We start from the raw sequence: 17310 nt of genomic DNA on the forward strand, positions 1-17310 counted from the left end.
GGAGATGGATATGACCGCGCCAGCCGCCGTCCCTGCCCCACAAAACAAAACCAAGATCCCCATCGGACTCATCGCCGGCTTTGTCGCGCTGATCGCAGTGCTGCTGATGCCCCTGCCGGCAGACCTGCCGGTCGCCGGTCATCGCATGCTGGCCATCCTGGCCTTCGCCGTGGTCGTGTGGATCACCGAAGCCGTGTCGTACGAAGCCAGCGCCATCATGATCACGACGCTGATGGCCTTCCTGCTCGGCACCGCGCCGACCATCAAGGATCCGCAGACGCTGTACGGCACCTCCGCCGCCATCAGCATGGCGCTGACAGGCTTCGCCAATTCGGCGCTGGCGCTGGTGACCGGCGCGCTGTTCATCGCCGCCGCCATGACCTTCACCGGACTGGACCGGCGCATCGCGCTGGTCACGCTGTCCAAGGTCGGCACCAGCACGCGCCGCATCCTGATCGGCGCGATCGCCGTGACCATCGTGCTGAGCCTGGTCGTGCCCAGCGCCACGGCGCGCAGCGCCGCGGTGGTGCCCATCATGATGGGCGTGATCGCGGCCTTCGGCGTGGACAAGCGCTCGAACATCGCCGCCGGCATCATGATCATCGTGGCGCAGGCCACCAGCATCTGGAACGTCGGCATCCAGACCGCCGCCGCGCAGAACCTGCTGACGGTCGGCTTCATGGAAAAGATGCTGGGCCAGCGCGTGGCCTGGTCCGACTGGCTGATCGCCGGCGCCCCGTGGTCGCTGATCATGTCGGCCGTGCTGGTCGTCGTGGTGCTCAAGATGCTGCCGCCGGAAAGCAACAGCATCGCCGGCGGCAAGGAAGCCGTCGAGAAGTCGCTGCGTGAGCTCGGCCCCATGACCGGCGCGCAGAAGCGCCTGATGGCCGTGTCCGTGCTGCTGCTGTTGTTCTGGGCCACCGAAGGCAAGCTGCACAAGTTCGACACCACCTCCACCACCTACTTCGGCCTGGTGCTGCTGATGCTGCCGCGCTTCGGCGTGATGACCTGGAAAGACGTGCAGTCGCGCATACCGTGGGGCACCGTGATCGTGTTCGGCGTCGGCATCAGCCTGGGCACCGCGCTGCTCACCACGCAGGCCGGCCAATGGCTGGGCAATCAGGTGGTCGCGCACACCGGCCTGGACCACCTCGGACCGCTGGCGATCTTCGCCATCCTGTCGGCCTTCCTGATCGTCATCCACCTGGGTTTCGCCAGCGCCACCGCGCTGACCTCGGCCATGCTGCCCATCCTGATCTCGGTGCTGGCCACGCTGCCGGGCGAATTCAGCCGCCTGGGCATGACCATGCTGCTGGGCTTCGTGGTCAGCTATGGCTTCATCCTGCCCATCAACGCGCCGCAGAACATGGTGTGCCTGGGCACGGAAACGTTCAACGCCCGCCAGTTCGCCAAGGTCGGCATCGTCATCACCATCGTCGGCTACCTGCTGATGCTGCTGTTCGGCATGACCTACTGGCGCTGGCTGGGCTGGCTGTAAGGAGAAGCGCGCATGAAAATCTCGCTTGAACAGGCACGGGAATACGGGCGGCGCGTGCTGGCCGCCCAGGGCGTGCCGGAAGACATCGCGCGGGACGTGGCCGATCACCTGGTGGAGTCCGACCGCGTCGGCTACACCAGCCACGGCCTGTCCATTCTCACCAACTACCGCCGCGTGCTGGCCGACGGGCTGGCGCAGGCCGACGGCCGGCCCGAGCTGGTCAACGACCGTGGCGCCATGCTGGCCTATGACGGCCACAACGGCCTGGGCCAGCACGTGGGCAAGGTGGTCATCGAAAAAGCCATCGAGCGCACGCAGCAGCATGGCCAGTGCATCCTGACGCTGCGCCGCAGCCATCACCTGGGCCGCATGGGCCACTACGGGGAAATGGTGGCGGCGCAGGGGCTGATCCTGCTGGCCTTCACCAACGTGATCAACCGCGCGCCCACCGTGGCGCCGTTCGGCGGCGCCCAGGCCTGCATGACCACCAATCCGCTGTGCTTCGCCGGGCCGCTGCCCGGCGGGCGGCCGCCCTTCATCGTGGACATGGCCACCAGCTCCATCGCCGTCAACAAGGCGCGCGTGCTGGCGGCCAAGGGCGAGCAGGCGCCGCCGGGATCGCTGATCGACGCCCAAGGCAACCCCACCACCGATCCGAACGCGCTGTTCGCCGATCCGCCGGGCGCGCTGCTGCCCTTCGGCGGCCACAAGGGCTACGCCATGGGCCTGGTGGCCGAGCTGCTGGCCGGCGTGCTGTCGGGCGGCGGCACCATCCAGCCCGAACACCCGCGCAATGGCGTGGCCACCAACAACATGTTCGCCATCCTGCTGAACCCGCAGGTCGACTTCAACACCGACTGGCGCTCGCTCGAAGTCGGCGCCTTCATCGATTACCTGCATGCCTGCCCGCCGCAACCCGGCGTGGACCGGGTGCAGTATCCCGGCGAGTACGAAGCCGCCAACCGTGCGCTGAACGCGGATTCGCTGACCTTCGATGCGCGTATCTGGGACGGCATGAAGCAGCTGGCGACGGATCTGGGCGTGGCGGACGCGTTGCCTCGATAGCGCATTCGTTCCCGTCCTGGCGGGTTTTACAGGAAGCCCCCTTTCCATTGCGGAAGGGGGCTAATGAGATGGTCAGCCCGATCCCCACGAAGCGGTACGCTGAGTGGGGATTGTTCTTTTTGGGAGACCTCTCATGAGCACCGTCACGCTGATTGGCATCGATCTGGGCAAACACAGCTTCCATCTGCATGGGCAGGACGCGGCCGGCAGGATGATGTTTCGCAAGAAGTGCTCGCGCCAGGATCTGTTCAAGTTACTGGGCAACACACCGCGCAGCACAGTGGTGATGGAGGCCTGCGCCGGCGCGCACTGGATGGCGCGCCGCATCGAAGAACTGGGCCACCAGGCCAAGCTCATTTCCCCCCAGTTCGTGCGCCCCTTCGTACAGGGCAACAAGAATGACTTCGCCGATGCCCAGGCGATCTGCGAGGCGGCCTCGCGCCCGAGCATGCGGTTCGTGAGCGTGCGCAATCAGGCTCAGCAGACCGTCTCTGCCCTGCATCGGGTGCGTGAATCACTGGTCGCTCAGCGCACGGGCGTGATCAACCAGGTGCACGCCTTTTTGCTGGAGTTTGGCATCAGCCTGCCTCGTGGTCAGGCGATTCTGCGACGCTTGCCAGCGGTTCTGGCCGAACACGCGCTGCCGCCCCAACTAGGCGCGCTGCTGGAGCGGCTGCGATCGCACTTTCAGTATCTGGATGAGCAGGTAGGCCAGATTGAGCGTGAGCTGTGTCTACAGCTGCGCGAGGATGAACGCAGCCAGCGGCTGCTTCAGATCCCCGGCATCGGGCCAATCACTGCTAGCGTGCTGATGACTGAGCTGGGCGATGCGCGGCAATTTGGTTCGGCGCGCCAGTTCGCCGCTTCGGTAGGCTTGGTGCCTCGCCAGTACAGCACGGGCGGCAAACCCACGCTCCTGGGCATCAGCAAACGGGGCGACAAGAACCTTAGACGATTGTTGGTACAGGGCGCTCGCGCGATCATGCGACACGTGGAGCGACGAACCGACCGGCTAGGCGCCTGGGTGCGCGAGCTGCAGGCCCGACGTCACTCGAACGTGGTCGCTTGTGCGCTGGCCAATAAATTGGCGAGGATCGCCTGGGCCATCCTCGCCAATGGAACGAACTACCGAAGTGAGCAGACTGTAGCGCCAGCCTGACCTTCATCACCGTTTTACGCAGTCACTTCCTGGTTTTGCGACGCGAGTACGTGAAGACATAAACGGCTCAACGGCCTGGCAAGAAACCTGACATGAAATCCAGCACCGCGATGCTGAGGGGCTTTTTAGGTTTGCCGGGCGCGACTCTCATCATGGAGCGGGGGGCCTAGCCCCAACTGACTCCGAATAGATTTGAGCAAGCCCAATTTACGCCTACACCGCCTCGCTTGCAAAAATCGGGCTGACCATAGATTTTTCATCATCGGGCCCCCAGGAGGAAACGCGCGCTTCCTCGGCGCGAACCTCCTGGCAGAGGTTCTTACGCCTGGCGCACGCATGGATAAAACTGTCCCAGTTCGCCCACGAGCTGTCGTTCGCTCACTATGCGACCCTTTCATCCGCCTGCTCTACTCGAAACCGACCGTCGATGACGTGCTCATCGTGTCCTTAAAGGAGCGGTGATATTGAACGAAGTCCGCGCGACTTAGGCGCCGCGGCCAACACAGGCGCCGCCCTCGCGAGTATCTGGCAGACGAATGCCGGCTGATGTCCATCATGGTGTCGAACGCGATGCCCATGGCGGACAGCGCGGCGCCGGCGACGGACCGCATGCGATGCCTGTGAGTCTCAAAAATCCTGGAGTAGATCGAGCATTTTTCTCAAAACTTATCGTTTTACAGAAAATATTTAATGCATAACAATACTTTTACCCACTTGGAGGTAAATATGTCGACGATCCACTCCCCCTCATCCCCGCCTGATCACAAGCCGGAACTCGCACGCATCAGGAAACTCAGCCTCATCCTGGGCTATGCCTGCCTGGCAATTGCCTGCGCGATACCGCTCATGCCCTTGCTCGCCATCGGGCTCGCGGCCCTGACCGGCGCCCCGGTCCCGTCGCGCCTGCCCCTGCCAGGCCAGGAACCACTCTCCGCCTGGATGCTGGCAACTCTCGGCATCTTCAACGTCCTGCCCATGATCTTTCTTGTTATCGGCTTGTGGACAGCCCGCGCGTGCTTCAAGCGGTTCGCCAGGGGGGAGTTCTTCGCCGCCTCCGCCATTCGGGCCCTGCGCAAGTTTTCCATCTGGGCCGCATTGTCAGCGGCCACCGCCCTGGTCGGTCACGCCCTGCTCACGCTGGCGCTTTCCCCACATTTTCAGCAGGTGCTCTTCTCCATTGCGTCTTCGGGCCATTGGCTGACGCTGACGTTCGCGGGGATGCTGTGGGTGATGGCGGCGATGATCAACCACGGCCGGTCATTGGCGGAAGAAAACGAAGCGTTCGTATGACGAAATTCATCCATAGACGTCATGGCCAGGCGCAAACCGCAGCGATACCCCTAAGGGTTCGCGAGGATTTGCAACGATGCCATGGCGGCCAGGGTTGGATTTCGTGCGGGCCTATCTGCGGGACGGCACACTAGGACTTCACCGACCGATGCCGGCTGATGCTCATCATGATGCCGAACGCGATGCCCATGGTGAACAGCGCCGTCCCGCCGTAGCTCATGAAGGGCAGCGGCACGCCCACCACGGGCAGGATGCCCGTGACCATGCCCACGTTCACGAACACGTAGATGAACAGCATCATGGTCATCGCCCCCGCCAGCAATCGCCCGAACTGCGACGAGGCGCGCGAGGCGATGGTCAGCCCGCGCGCCATCAGCAGCGCATACAGCACCAGGATGGCGATGCCGCCGTACAGGCCGAATTCCTCGGCGTAGACGGCGAAGATGAAGTCGGTGGTGCGCTCGGGAATGAAGTCCAGGTGGGTCTGCGTGCCCTTCATGTAGCCCTTGCCGTACACGCCGCCCGAGCCCACCGCGATCATGGACTGGATGGTGTGGAAGCCCTTGCCCAGCGGATCGGAGCTGGGATTGAGCAGCGTGCAGACACGGTGCTTCTGGTAGTCGTGCAGCACCACCCAGCTCACGTCCGGCTCGCACAGCTGGTCTTCGTAGTAGATCAGGGTGCCGATGCCGATGATGCCGGCCAGCAAGGCCGGGATCAGCAGCTTGAACGACAGGCCGGCGAAATAGATCACGAAGAAGCCAGCGCCGAACACCAGCAACGCCGTGCCCAGGTCGGGCTGCAGCACGATCAGGCCGAACGGCGCGGCCAGCATGGCGGCCGCGGCCAGGAAGTCGCGGATGCGCACCGCGCCCTCGTGGCGCTGGAAATACCAGGCCAGCATCATGGGCACGCCGATCTTCATCATCTCGGACGGCTGGATGCGGGTCACGCCCAGGTTGAGCCAACGGGTCGCGCCCTTGCTGGTCTCGCCGAAGAACTCCACGCCCAGCAGCAGCACCACGCCCACCACATAGAATGGCAGCGCCAGCTTCATCAGCCACTTGGGCGGGATCAACGCCATGATCCACATGGCGAAGAAGGCGATGACGAAATTGCGCGACTGGTCGGCGAAGCGCCAGTCGGTGCCGCCCACGGCCGAATGCATGACCGTCAGGCCCAGCGCCGCGAACATCAGCAGGATGGCGAGCAGCGGCCAGTCGAAGGCCGTGAACACGCGCAGGAGGATCAGGCCGAAACGCTTCATGGCTTGCGCACCACATCAGAGGCGATGGACTCGACCGAGGCCAGCGGATCGGCGCGGTCCGGCCGCACGATCTTGTCCCGGCGTTCCTTGGCCAGCCAGTAGTCGAACACCTTGCGCGCCACCGGCGCGGCCACGCTGGCGCCCCAGCCGGCGTTCTCGACGATCAGCGCCACGGCGATGCGCGGGTGCTCGAGCGGCGCGAAGCCCATGAACAGGGCGTGGTCGCGCAGGCGCTCGTCGATGGCGCTGGCGCGGTAGCGCGCGCCTCGCAGGCTGAACACCTGCGCCGTGCCGGTCTTGCCGGCCGCCTGGTAGGGCGCGTTGGCGAACGCGCGCCGCGCCGTGCCGGCGCGCACCACGTCGGCCATCGCGTTCTTGATCACGTCGACGTTGGCCTGCTTCAGGGGGATGCGATAGTCGGGCACCGAATCGGTGGGCTTGGCCTGGCCCGTGCGCGGATCGCGCACCGCGTGCACCAGGTGCGGACGGCGGTACAGGCCGTCGTTGGCCAGTGTCGATGTGCCCTGCGCCAACTGCAGCAGCGTGAACGAGTTGTAGCCCTGGCCCACGGCGACCGAGATGGTCTCGCCCGCGTACCAGCGCTGGCGTTCCTTTTCCTTGTAGGCCGAGCGCTTCCAGTCGGTGGACGGCAGCACGCCGCGCTTCTCGCCTTCCAGGTCGATGCCGGTGATCTGGCCGAAGCCGAACTGCTTGGTGAAGTCATGCAGCGCGTTCACGCCGATCTCGGGGCCCAGCGAATAGAAATAGGTGTCCGACGACACCACGATGGCCTTGTGCATATCGGTCATGCCATAGGCGGCGCCGCCGGCGTTGCGGAACTTCTGGCCGCCGAACTCGTAGTAGCCGGGATCGGAAATGCGGTCAGTGGCGCGGCGCTTGCCCAGTTCCAGCGCGGCCAGGCCGACGAAGGGCTTGTAGGTCGAACCGATAGGATAGGTGCCGTACAGCGGGCGGTTGATCAGCGGATGGTCGGGCGACTCGTTCAGCATGCGCCAGTTGTCCACGTCGATGCCGTCGACGAAGAGATTGGGATCGAACGAGGGCTGCGACACGAAGGCCAGCACCTCGCCTGTATCGGGATCCAGCGCCACCAGCGCGCCGCGCTGCCCCTCGAAAGCCTGTTCGGCCACCTTCTGCAGGCCCATGTCGATGGACAGCATGATGTCCGAGCCGGGCACCGGGTCGATGCGCCGCAGCGTGCGCATGGGGCGTCCGCCCGCCGTCACCTCGACCTCTTCCAGGCCGGTGCGTCCATGCAGCGCTTCTTCCCAGGTCTTCTCGATGCCCTTCTTGCCGATCACGTCGGTGCCGCGGTAGTTGCCCAGCTGGCCGGCGCGCTCCAGATCCTCGATGTCGCCGTCGGCGATGCGGCCGATGTAACCAACCACGTGGGCGGCCGACAGGCCCTGCGGATACTCGCGCACCCAGCGGGCGCGCAGTTCGACGCCGGGAAACTGGAAGGCATGGGCGGCGAACCAGGCCGCCTCGGTTTCATTCAGGTTGTTGCGCAGCTGCAGGCTGGCGTAGCGGCTGGACTCGGCCGCGCGGCGCTTGAAGCGGCGCTGGTCGGTCGGGCTGATGTACACCACTTCGTTGAGCCGCTCGAACAAGGCGGTCAGATTGCCGGCGTGGGCCGGCACGACTTCCAGCGTGTAGGTGCGGTAGTTGCGCGCCAGCACCTCGCCATTGCGGTCCAGGATCTCGCCGCGGCGCGGCGGGATCGGCACCACCGCGATGCGGTTGCGGTCGGCGCGTTCGGACAGGCCCTCGTAGCGATCCACCTGCAGATACCAGAAGCGGCCGATCAGCACGCCGAAGCACAGCAGCGCGAACACGCCGCCCACCCAGGCGCGCAGCAGGAAGCGCTGCTTTTGCTGCTGGCCGGTTTTCTTGAACTCGAACATCGATTGCGCCCGCCCGCCGTCAGGCGGACGAGGACTCGGCGTCGTCGGCGCCGCGCTGAGGCAGGTGCAGCACCCAGCCGGCCAGGGGCCACAGGGCGGCGGTCAGGCCGGCGCTGACGGCCCAGTCCCAGCCCGGCCACTTGCCCGCCAGCCAGGCGTGGATGATCTGCACCAGCAGCCGCGCGGCGAAGAACACCGGCAGCATGTGCATGGCCTGGCTCCACAGGTCGAAGCGCTGCAGGCGGCGCTGCAGGGCGACGGCGCCATAGGCGATCAGCGTGTAGGACAGCGCGTGCTCGCCCAGCAGGCCGGCGTCGTGCACGTCCATCAGCAGACCGAAGGTGAAGGCGGTGAACAGGCCGACGCGGCGCGGCTCGTGCGCGCACCAGAAGGCGATGATCAGGATCAGCACGTCGGGCGCGCCCTGCCACAGCCGCCAGGGCAGCAGCGACACCAGCCACACCAGGATGATGGAAGCCCAGACGAAAACGCCGTGCGCCGGCCCGTCCAGCCGCTCGGGCTGGACGTTGCTGGGCGTGCCCAGGCGTCGCCGGGGCGACGAAGCGTTAGTCCGATCCACCGGAATCGACCTCCTGACGGTTGGATTCGGCGCGGGCCACATCCACCTGCAGGACCAGGAAGTGGCGATAGCGTTCGGGATGGGCCAGCGGCTCGCAGACGGCGCGCGCGAAGCCCGAGGCGGTGTCACGCTCGACCGAAGTGACCTTGGCCACCGGCAGGCCGGCCGGGAACAGCCCGCCCACGCCGCTGGTGACTATGGTATCGCCTTCCTTGATGTCGGCGTTGGCCGCCAGATAACGGACTTCCATCTTGCCAGGAGAGTTCCCGCCGAAGGCGATCAGCCGCAGGCCGTTGCGCAGCAGCTGGACCGGGATGGACACCTGCTCGTCGGTCACCAGGGCGGCTTCGGCCGTCATCGGGGTGACGCGCACGATCTGGCCGACCACGCCGCCTTCGTCGATGACGGGCATGCCCGGCGCCAGGCCGGCCTTGCTGCCCTTGTTGAAGACCAGGCGCTGGTTGAAGGCGCTGGTGGGCTCGTACAGCACCTCGACCACCACCGCCGACTGCGCCACCGTGTCGGTCACGCCCAGCAGGCGGCGCAGCTGCGCGTTCTCGGCGGCCAGCTGCGCGCCGTGAGACGCCACCTGGGCCAGCTCGATGCGCTGGCGCTGCAGGGCTTCATTCTCGCTGCGGATGAGGTTGGCCGCGTTGACCCATTCATTGACCTGCTGGACCAGATCACGCGGCGCCATGACGGCGCGCTGGAAGGGATAGATGGCCACGGACACCGCCCTGCGCACCGGCTCCAGCACGCGCAGCTGCGAATCCATGATGATCAGGGCCACGGCCAGGACGACCAGGACGACCAGCCGCACCTCTGCCGGCGGGCCGCGCCTGAATAGGGGAGGAGTCCCTTGTCGTTGCATGAATCTCAGCCCGGGCGGTCGCGCCCGGAGCCCCCGCCGCGGCCGGAGCCGCAAGACAACAGGGCTCCGGGCAGGCGGAAGGAATTAGTCGTTGATGAAGATGGCGCCGAGTTTCTCAAGATGTTCCAGCGCTTCGCCGCAACCGCGCACCACGCAGGTCAGGGGATCGTCGGCCACCACCACGGGCAAGCCGGTTTCCTCTTGGAGCAGGCGGTCCAGGTCGCGCAGCAGCGCGCCGCCGCCGGTCAGGGCGATGCCCTTGTCGGTGATGTCGGCGCCCAGCTCGGGCGGCGTCTGTTCCAGGGCGATCTTCACGGCGGACACGATCTGGTTCAGCGGATCGGTCAGCGATTCCAGGATCTCGTTGGACGAGACCGTGAAGCTGCGCGGCACGCCTTCGGCCAGGTTGCGGCCCTTGACCTCGATCTCGCGGACTTCGGAGCCGGGGAAGGCCGAGCCGATTTCCTTCTTGATGAGTTCGGCAGTGGGCTCGCCGATCAGCATGCCGTAGTTGCGGCGGATGTAGTTGACAATGGCCTCGTCGAACTTGTCGCCGCCGACGCGGACCGAGCCCTTGTAGACCATGCCGCCCAGCGAGATCACCGCCACTTCGGTGGTGCCGCCGCCGATGTCGACGACCATGGAGCCGCTGGCGTCGGACACGGCCAGGCCGGCGCCGATGGCGGCGGCCATGGGTTCCTCGATCAGGAACACGTGCGAGGCGCCCGCGCCCAGCGCGGATTCGCGGATGGCGCGGCGTTCAACCTGGGTGGAGCCGCAGGGCACGCAGACGATGATGCGCGGGCTGGGCGCCAGCATGTTGCGGGGGTGCACCATGCGGATGAACTGCTTGAGCATCTGCTCGGTGACGGTGAAGTCGGCGATCACGCCGTCCTTCATGGGCCGGATGGCCTCGATGTTGCCGGGGACGCGGCCAAGCATCTGCTTGGCTTCGTGGCCCACGGCCTGGATGATCTTCTTGCCGTGGGGGCCGCCTTCATGACGGATCGCGACCACGGAGGGCTCATCGAGCACGATGCCCTTGCCGCGGACGTAGATCAGCGTATTGGCGGTACCGAGGTCGATCGCCATATCGCTGGAAAAATAACTGCGCAGGAATCCGAACATGGGAGCTCAGCAAATTCTGGGGGGGAATTGGGTCAGGCCGCGGGGCGCACGGTCCGGATACACTCGAACCCGCCTGTCGTCACGGCGATTAAACCGTGAATCATAACTTATAATTTCCGTGGAAATAGCGCATAAATGCAGGCTATTCAAGCTTTGTAACGGGTTGGGCGTATGCATACTGTCCCGGCCCTCCCCCGGCCTTCCGTTATTCGAATTTCGAACTCCCCATGGCGCTCAACGACAAAGATGTGGCCCGCATAGCCCGGCTGGCCAGAATCGAACTGACCCCGGAACAGCGCGCCCACGCGCAGACCGAACTGAACGGCATCCTCCACCTGATCGAGCGGCTGCAGTCTGTCGACACGCAAGGCGTCGAGCCGCTGGCCCACCCGCTGTCGGCCCACGAGGACATCACCCTGCGCCTGCGCGAGGACGCCGTCACCGAGCCCAGCTCGGAAACCCGCCGCCAGGAACTGCTGGCCAACGCCCCGGACGCCCAGGACGGCCTGTTCCTGGTTCCCAAGGTCATCGAGTAAGCCATGACGAAACCCGCCCTGCACACCCAATTCGAGGGGATCGCCGGCCTGCGCGCGGCCCTCGCCCAGCGCCAGGTCAGCGCCGTCGACCTGGCGCAAAGCGCGCTGGCCGCCGCCGAGGCCGCCAGCGGCCTGAACAGCTTCTTACATATTGACGCCGAATTGACGCTGGCCCAGGCCCGCGCCGCCGACGCCGGCCTGGCCGCCGGCACCGCCGGCGCCCTGGCCGGCATCCCCATCGCCCACAAGGACGCCTTCGTCACCCGCGGCTGGCGCACCACCGCCGGCAGCAAGATGCTGGACGGCTACGTCAGCCCGTTCGACGCCACCGTGGTCGAGCGCCTGCAGGCGGCCGGCGCCGTGTCGCTGGGCAAGCTCAACTGCGACGAATTCGCCATGGGCTCGGGCAACGAGAACTCCGCCTACGGCCCTGTCCGGAACCCCTGGGACACGACTGCCGTGCCCGGCGGCTCGTCGGGCGGCTCGGCCGCCGCCGTGGCCGCCCGCCTGGTGGCCGCCGCCACCGGCACCGACACCGGCGGCTCGGTGCGCCAGCCCGCCGCCCTGTGCGGCGTCAGCGGCATCAAGCCCACCTACGGCACCGTCTCGCGTTTCGGCATGGTGGCCTTCGGCTCCAGCCTGGACCAGGCCGGCCCGCTGGCCGAGAGCGCCCGCGACCTGCTCGAGCTGCTGGACGTCATGAGCGGCTTCGACCCGCGCGACGCCACCAGCCTGGAAAAATGCGATGCCGCCGTCAACGAAGCGGGCCGCGTGCGGCGCGACTTCGACGCCGCCCAGGCTCGCCATGACGCCGCCGGCAGCCAGCCCCTGAAGGGCCTGCGCATCGGCGTGCCGGCCGAGTACTTCGGCGCCGGCCTGGCGCCGGACGTGGCCGCCGCCGTGGAGGCCGCCCTGGCGCAGTTCGAGGCCCTGGGCGCCGTGCGCGTGCCGGTGTCGCTGCCGCGCACCGAGCTGGCCATCCCCGCCTACTACGTCATCGCCCCCGCCGAAGCGTCCAGCAACCTGGCCCGCTACGACGGCGTGCGCTACGGCCATCGGACCGCCGACTACAATGGTCTGGAGGAAATGATCGCCCGCTCGCGCGCCGAAGGCTTCGGCGACGAGGTCAAGCGCCGCATCCTGATCGGCACCTACGTGCTGTCCCACGGCTACTACGACGCCTATTACCTGCAGGCCCAGCGCCTGCGCCGCATGATCGCGCAGGATTTCCAGCGCGCCTATGCCGACCAGTGCGACGTGATCATGGGCCCGGTGACGCCGACGGTCGCCAAGAACATCGGCGACAACCGCGACGATCCCACCTCCGACTGGCTGGCCGACGTCTACACGCTGGGCGTGAGCCTGGCCGGCCTGCCGGCGATGTCCATCCCCTGCGGCTTTGGCGGCGCGGCGGGCAACCGCCCCGTCGGCCTGCAGATCATCGGCAACTACTTCGACGAAGGCCGCCTCCTGGCCATCGCCGACCGCTATCAACAAGTCACCGACTGGCACAAAAAAACGCCAGCACTCCAGGACGCCTAACATGAACTGGGAAATCGTCATCGGCCTGGAAACGCACACGCAGCTTTCCACCGACTCCAAGATCTTTTCGGGCAGCAGCACCCGCTACGGCGCGGCCGCCAACACCCAGGCCAACGTGGTCGACCTGGCGCTGCCGGGCAGCCTGCCGGTCATGAACCGCGGCGCCGCCGAGCGCGCCATCCGCTTCGGCCTGGCCGTGGGCGCCGAGATCGCGTCGCGCTCGGTGTTCGCGCGCAAGAACTACTTCTACCCCGACCTGCCCAAGGGCTACCAGATCAGCCAGTACGAGCTGCCGGTGGTGGTGGGCGGCTCGCTCTCCTTCTTCGTCGGCGAAGAGGAAAAGACCGTCAACCTGACCCGCGCGCACCTGGAAGAGGACGCCGGCAAGTCGCTGCACGACGCCTTCCTCCTGGCCAACGGCGCCCCCGCCAGCGGCATCGATCTGAACCGCGCCGGCACGCCGCTGCTGGAGATCGTGACCGAGCCGGAAATGCGCTCGGCCGCCGAGGCCGTGGCCTACGCCCGCGCGCTGCACAGCCTGGTCGTGTGGCTGGGCATCTGCGACGGCAACATGCAGGAAGGCTCGTTCCGCTGCGACGCCAACGTGTCCGTGCGTCCGGTCGGCCAGAAGGAATTCGGCACCCGCACCGAGATCAAGAACGTCAACTCGTTCCGCTTCCTGGAACGCGCCATCCAGTACGAGGCGCGCCGCCAGATCGAGCTGATCGAGGACGGCGGCACGGTGGTGCAGGAAACCATGCTGTACGACTCCGACCGCGACGTCACCGTCAGCATGCGGGGCAAGGAAGACGCGCACGACTACCGCTACTTCCCCGACCCCGATCTGCCGCCGCTGGTGATCTCGCGCGCCTGGGTCGACGAGGTCCGCGCCGCCATGCCCGAGTTGCCCGCCGCGCTGCGCGCCCGCTTCGAATCCGACTACGGCCTGACCGCCTACGACGCCGCCCAGCTCAGCGCCAGCCGCGGCCTGGCCGCCTACTTCGAGGCCGTGGCGCAGGCGCTGCCCGCCGGCCAGGCCAAGCTGGCCGCCAACTGGATCATGGGCGAGGTCGCCGCCACGCTCAACAAGGAAGAAAAGGACATCGCCGACGCCCCGGTGCAGGCGCCCGCCCTGGCCGCGCTGATCAACCGCATCATCGACGGCACCATCTCCAACAAGATCGCCCGCGAAGTGTTCGGCGCCATGTGGGCCGGCGAGAACGGCGGCCAGCCCGACGCCATCATCGAAGCGCGCGGCCTCAAGCAGATCAGCGACACGGGCGCCATCGGCGCCATGATCGACGAGGTGCTGGCGGCCAACGCGGCCATCGTCGAGGAATACCGCGCCGGCAAGCAGAAGGCGTTCAATTCCCTGGTCGGCCAGATCATGAAGGCCGCCCGCGGCAAGGCCAACCCGCAACAGGTCAACGACCTGCTCAAGCAGAAGCTGGACGGCTGACAGGGTCAGCGCTTTATCAGACCAACTCAGGGCCGCGGCATATTGCCGCGGCCTTTTTGTTGGCCAAGAATGGACGAGTCGATATTCGCTTGGAGACCCGGGCCATGACGATGCCCTATCTGTCCGTCCCGCTGGAGCAGGTTGCCGCACGCCTTGATGAAATGATCCAGGCGGCCCGGGATGGCGCTTGCGTGGTCATTACGCACGATGGCCAGGCGCATGCCCGCATTTGCGAGGTCAATCCCCTGCTGACCGAAGAGGCGCATCAGGCGATCGAGGATCTCAAGAACTTCCCCAGGAGCCCCTACACCGACAAAGCCACCTGGTGGTACATCGTCAAGGGCATACACGTATGAAGCACTGGAACAGGAGTCCCGAAATGTCCCGCTATCTCGAAGTCCCTCAGGAAAAAGTCGGCGAACGGCTCGATACATTGATCCGCCTGGCGCATGAAGGCGCGCGCATCGTCATCAAGAAAGACGGCATTGCCCAAGCCTACATCCAGCCCGCCAACCCCAATATGTCCGAAGACATGTACGAGGCTCTGCTGGCGCTCAGGAGCATTCCCGTCGCACCGAACTTCGACAGCGAGCAAATGCGCGCCTGGATGGAAGAGGACCGCAGGTGAAGTTGGTGCTGGACGCCTCCGTTGCACTGAGCGGCCTGTACACGCGCGCCGCGGCGCAAGAGGCGATGGTTGCCCAGCATCTGCTGGCATCCATCGGCAACTTCGAGATACGCGTGCCTGCCCATTGGCATATCGAAGTTGCCAATGGCATGCTTCGTCTGGAACGCGCTGGACAGCTGGCCTCGGCGAAGATTGCGAAGTTCGTACGGCAGATGGATCGACTAGCCCTGCTGGCCGACACGCCACCGACTGCAGAACGCGCGACGGCCATTCACAAACTGGCACAAAACCACGGCTTGACCGCGTATGACGCCGCCTATGTCGAATTGACGATTCGTTCCGGCAGCGATCTAGCAACCTTCGATCGCAAGCTCTCGGATGCAGCCCGGGCCTGCGGCGTAGCCGTGTTCGGCCAACCCCATGGCATGGCGGAGCCTTGGGCAGCCTACGGAAGCAACCCCGAAGCTTCCGCCGACACCGACACTGAGCGGCCAACCGCCCCGCCTTACTTCACTCCGTACTTGGTCCGATAAGCCAGCACCGCCTCGCGGTGCTCGGCGAACGCCGTGTCGTCCTGCAGCAAGGCCAGGATGTCCGCCAGCGACGCAATCGACACCACCGGAATGCCATAGGTCTTGGCCACGTCCTGCACGGCCGAGTGCGCCGACAGCGCGTCGTCCGGGCCGGCGCGTTCCATGCGGTCCATGGCGATCAGCACGGCGGCCGGCTCGGCGCCGGCGGCGCGGATGATCTCCACCGATTCGCGCACCGAAGTGCCGGCGGTGATCACGTCATCAATGATCACGACCTTGCCCTTGAGCGGCGCGCCGACCAGCGTGCCGCCTTCGCCATGGTCCTTGGCTTCCTTGCGGTTGTAGGCGAACGGCACGTCGCTCTTGCCCTGCATGGCCGGGTGGCCGGCAAGCGCCACGGCGGTGGCGGTGGCAAGCGGGATGCCCTTGTAGGCGGGGCCGAACAGCATGTCGAAGCCCACGCCCGAGTCCAGCAGCGCCTGGGCATAGAAGCTGGCCAGCTTGCCGACGGAAGCGCCCGAATTGAACAGGCCGGCGTTGAAGAAGTACGGGCTGATGCGTCCCGATTTTACCTTGAAGCTGCCGAAGCGCAGCACGCCTTCATTCAGGGCGAAACGGACGAAATCGAGGGCGGTGGACGTTTGGGCGGCAGGCATGCGGGCATTCCAGATAGGTGGCGAACGCCGGCATTTTATCCGCTACGCGGACCGCGGGAGATCGCCGGCAGTCCGGGCGCGGATCGGCGCACGCGCCAGACGTCGGTTAAATTCCAGGCATGGTCCGGCCCCATGCGGGGGCCGCCGCCTTATTGGGAGTACCGCTTTGCTGCGCATCACGTCGCTAAACCTCAACGGCATCCGTTCCGCCTTCCGCAAGGGCCTGCAGCCCTGGATGGAAAAGCACGGCGCCGACATCCTGTGCCTGCAGGAAATCAAGATCGCGGACGCCGACCTGACCGACGACCTGCGCCACCCGCCCGGCTACACCGGCCATTTCCATCATGCCGAGAAGAAGGGCTACAGCGGCGTGGGCCTGTACCTGCGCAACGCCGCCGAGCGCGTCAACATCGGCCTGGACTGCGAGGAATTCGATCCCGAGGGCCGCATCATCCGCGCCGACTGGAAAGACCTGTCGGTCATCAGCGCCTACCTGCCGTCCGGTTCCAGCGGCGACGAGCGCCAGCAGGCCAAGTACCGCTTCCTGGACCGCTTCGGCCCGTGGCTGGACGGCCTGATGAAGGAACACAAGAAAAGCGGCCGCGAGTTCGTGGTCTGCGGCGACTGGAATATCGCCCACAAGGAAATCGACCTGAAGAACTGGAAGGGCAACCTGAAGAACTCCGGTTTCCTGCCCGAGGAACGGGTCTGGCTGACCGAGGTCTTCGACAAGCGCGGCTTCGTCGACGTGTTCCGCACGCTGGACGACCGCGCCGAGCAATACACCTGGTGGAGCAACCGCGGCCAGGCCTGGGCCAAGAACGTGGGGTGGCGCATCGATTACCAGATCGCCACGCCTGGCATCGCGGCCCGCGCCCGCGCCGCCTCGATCTACAAGGACGAGCGCTTCTCCGACCACGCGCCACTCACCATCGACTACGACGTCAAGCTCTGAACCCCTGCCGGGCCGGAACCGGCCTCGGCGTCGCTCCGGACGGGTTTGCGCCCGTCCGGCATGCAGCCACCCCGGCTGATATCCGTCAAAAATAAATAGGGGACAAATAGATGGAAAATCATCGGCGAATCTCCCCTCGCCACGTCTGATTTCGGTGTCTTTCCCCTATGGAAACCCCTTGCAGCCGCTCGGGAGATTTTTCCAATAAAACGGGGACA

At 66.0% G+C, this 17310-nt stretch carries 17 protein-coding genes; 11 read left to right on the top strand and 6 right to left on the bottom strand.

Annotation, left to right across the window (positions count from 1 at the left end; genetic code table 11):
* Positions 1 to 10 precede the first annotated feature (10 nt).
* From C2U31_RS03115 to C2U31_RS03135, 4 genes are all read left to right on the top strand, one after another.
* On the top strand, positions 11 to 1498 hold the full coding sequence (locus tag C2U31_RS03115) for a DASS family sodium-coupled anion symporter (protein ID WP_103271503.1): 1488 nt from the start codon (positions 11 to 13) through the stop codon (positions 1496 to 1498).
* A 12-nt stretch (positions 1499 to 1510) separates the two neighbouring features.
* Complete coding sequence (locus C2U31_RS03120; protein WP_103271504.1) at positions 1511 to 2563, top strand: Ldh family oxidoreductase; 1053 nt, start codon at positions 1511 to 1513, stop codon at positions 2561 to 2563.
* A gap of 133 nt (positions 2564 to 2696) precedes the next feature.
* Entirely contained in the window at positions 2697 to 3722 is a 1026-nt protein-coding gene (locus C2U31_RS03125; protein WP_103271115.1) for an IS110 family transposase, read from the top strand.
* 726 nt (positions 3723 to 4448) lie between these two features.
* Positions 4449 to 5012: a DUF2975 domain-containing protein gene (locus C2U31_RS03135; RefSeq protein WP_103271506.1), complete on the top strand. Its 564-nt coding sequence runs from the start codon at positions 4449 to 4451 to the stop codon at positions 5010 to 5012.
* A gap of 130 nt (positions 5013 to 5142) precedes the next feature.
* Here C2U31_RS03135 and rodA read toward each other — a convergent pair whose 3' ends face one another.
* The 5 genes from rodA to C2U31_RS03160 form a co-directional block, all read right to left on the bottom strand.
* Positions 5143 to 6279: a rod shape-determining protein RodA gene (gene rodA / locus C2U31_RS03140; protein ID WP_103271507.1), complete on the bottom strand. Its 1137-nt coding sequence runs from the start codon at positions 6277 to 6279 to the stop codon at positions 5143 to 5145.
* Positions 6276 to 8204 carry a penicillin-binding protein 2 gene (mrdA, locus tag C2U31_RS03145; RefSeq protein WP_103271508.1) on the bottom strand — a complete coding sequence of 643 codons (1929 nt, stop codon included), beginning with the start codon at positions 8202 to 8204 and terminating at the stop codon, positions 6276 to 6278. The genes rodA and mrdA overlap by 4 nt, the downstream gene beginning before the upstream one ends.
* 19 nt (positions 8205 to 8223) lie before the next feature.
* Entirely contained in the window at positions 8224 to 8784 is a 561-nt protein-coding gene (gene mreD, locus C2U31_RS03150) for a rod shape-determining protein MreD (RefSeq protein ID WP_103271509.1), read from the bottom strand.
* Positions 8771 to 9655 (bottom strand): rod shape-determining protein MreC, encoded by an 885-nt coding sequence (mreC, locus tag C2U31_RS03155; RefSeq protein WP_103271510.1) that lies wholly within the window; start codon positions 9653 to 9655, stop codon positions 8771 to 8773. The genes mreD and mreC overlap by 14 nt, the downstream gene beginning before the upstream one ends.
* Before the next feature lie 84 nt (positions 9656 to 9739).
* Positions 9740 to 10783: a rod shape-determining protein gene (locus tag C2U31_RS03160; RefSeq protein WP_006216320.1), complete on the bottom strand. Its 1044-nt coding sequence runs from the start codon at positions 10781 to 10783 to the stop codon at positions 9740 to 9742.
* Positions 10784 to 11010: 227 nt separating this feature from the next.
* On the opposite strand from C2U31_RS03160, the gene gatC reads away from it, so the two are divergent.
* The 6 genes from gatC (at position 11011) to C2U31_RS03190 (ending at position 15481) form a co-directional block, all read left to right on the top strand.
* Positions 11011 to 11319 carry an Asp-tRNA(Asn)/Glu-tRNA(Gln) amidotransferase subunit GatC gene (gene gatC / locus C2U31_RS03165; RefSeq protein WP_103271511.1) on the top strand — a complete coding sequence of 103 codons (309 nt, stop codon included), beginning with the start codon at positions 11011 to 11013 and terminating at the stop codon, positions 11317 to 11319.
* A 3-nt stretch (positions 11320 to 11322) separates the two neighbouring features.
* On the top strand, positions 11323 to 12861 hold the full coding sequence (gatA, locus tag C2U31_RS03170; protein ID WP_103271512.1) for an Asp-tRNA(Asn)/Glu-tRNA(Gln) amidotransferase subunit GatA: 1539 nt from the start codon (positions 11323 to 11325) through the stop codon (positions 12859 to 12861).
* Position 12862: 1 nt separating this feature from the next.
* Positions 12863 to 14320 (top strand): Asp-tRNA(Asn)/Glu-tRNA(Gln) amidotransferase subunit GatB, encoded by a 1458-nt coding sequence (gene gatB, locus C2U31_RS03175; RefSeq protein ID WP_103271513.1) that lies wholly within the window; start codon positions 12863 to 12865, stop codon positions 14318 to 14320.
* Positions 14321 to 14424: 104 nt separating this feature from the next.
* Positions 14425 to 14676, top strand: coding sequence for a hypothetical protein (locus tag C2U31_RS03180; RefSeq protein ID WP_103271514.1), 252 nt, complete (start codon positions 14425 to 14427; stop codon positions 14674 to 14676).
* Between the two features lie 23 nt (positions 14677 to 14699).
* Entirely contained in the window at positions 14700 to 14948 is a 249-nt protein-coding gene (locus tag C2U31_RS03185) for a hypothetical protein (RefSeq protein WP_103271515.1), read from the top strand.
* Positions 14945 to 15481, top strand: coding sequence for a type II toxin-antitoxin system VapC family toxin (locus C2U31_RS03190; RefSeq protein WP_103271516.1), 537 nt, complete (start codon positions 14945 to 14947; stop codon positions 15479 to 15481). The genes C2U31_RS03185 and C2U31_RS03190 overlap by 4 nt, the downstream gene beginning before the upstream one ends.
* Here C2U31_RS03190 and pyrE read toward each other — a convergent pair.
* On the bottom strand, positions 15454 to 16137 hold the full coding sequence (gene pyrE, locus C2U31_RS03195) for an orotate phosphoribosyltransferase (protein WP_103271517.1): 684 nt from the start codon (positions 16135 to 16137) through the stop codon (positions 15454 to 15456). The genes C2U31_RS03190 and pyrE overlap by 28 nt on opposite strands.
* Before the next feature lie 166 nt (positions 16138 to 16303).
* Between pyrE and C2U31_RS03200 the strand changes: the two genes are divergently transcribed.
* Positions 16304 to 17092 (top strand): exodeoxyribonuclease III, encoded by a 789-nt coding sequence (locus C2U31_RS03200; RefSeq protein WP_103271518.1) that lies wholly within the window; start codon positions 16304 to 16306, stop codon positions 17090 to 17092.
* The last annotated feature ends 218 nt before the right edge of the window (positions 17093 to 17310 follow it).

Source organism: Achromobacter sp. AONIH1, assembly GCF_002902905.1.
Classification (GTDB): Bacteria; Pseudomonadota; Gammaproteobacteria; order Burkholderiales; family Burkholderiaceae_B; genus Achromobacter.